Annotated in this window: 1 protein-coding gene; it reads right to left on the bottom strand. The window is 35.2% G+C overall.

The window, feature by feature from the left end; all coding sequences use genetic code 11:
* Nucleotides 1–155 precede the first annotated feature (155 nt).
* The coding region (locus JEP40_RS18955; protein ID WP_232799366.1) for a DUF2345 domain-containing protein at nucleotides 156–959 on the bottom strand (804 nt) is incomplete at its 5' end.

Raw genomic sequence — 959 nt, 5'->3', positions numbered from 1 at the left:
AGATTTAAATGTTTTTTGTAATTCCTCTAATTGGCGTTGCTGTTCAATTTTATCTTGTTCCGCTTTAATTGCGGCTTTTTCTTTTAATGATAAACAGCCAGAAAGTGTCGACGTAGATAAGAGTAAAATAAAAAAATAGGATAATTTGTATCGCATTATTTATTTTCTCCATAAGGCAATAATTTAATTAGAATATCATTTATTGCATTAGAATTTATACGGGTTGTTTTACCTTCGGAGTCAGAAGTGCCTTTTATAATTTCGCCACTAGGTAATGTAATTTGATAACGCTGATTGGCAATCGGTTCTCCTGAAAGTGGGTTTTTAATTATGAACCATTCACTAAATTCTTCTGGTGAAAAAGATTTCATGGCACTTTCTACACTTTGTGGACCTAATTTTTGAATACCATTATTTTTAATTAATAACTTTCCAGGCCCACCAATTTCTACATCTCCATCTTTAATTCGTATATATCCGCCACCACAAGATAAGAGTAGTTCTTCTTGAGCTGACAACACCATTTTCTTACCACTACTTATTATTGAATCTTGTGTAGACCATGTCGATAGACGACCATCTTGTGCTTGAATTTCGATATCACCAGTTTTGGTGAAAATCTTTGCTCCCATTCTGGAAAAGAAACTCATCATTTCACCAGCAGCTAACGTGAATTTTTTAAATGCACCAATATCAACTTGTTGATTTGCTGTTAGAGTGAGGTTTTCTTCAGCCGACAATTGTAAATTATCACCACTAGTTAGTGCTATTCCGTCAGGAGCAGTGGCTAATAGCACTGATTTTCTTAATTGGATTAATTTTTTTTCTAGGCTTTCTTGCTGTTGCTGGATATTAGAAGCGAGAGCACTGGCATGTTCTGCACTTTTGGTTAAGGTTTGCATTTCTATTAATGCAGCAGTGAGTTGTGACTGAGCCTCCTCCATTGCCAGCACTTCACT

Source organism: Proteus vulgaris (assembly GCF_016239305.1).
GTDB lineage: Bacteria > Pseudomonadota > Gammaproteobacteria > Enterobacterales > Enterobacteriaceae > Proteus > Proteus vulgaris_C.
The sequence above is the reverse complement of the archived record's forward strand: the minus strand, read 5'-3'. Positions and strand labels throughout refer to the sequence as shown.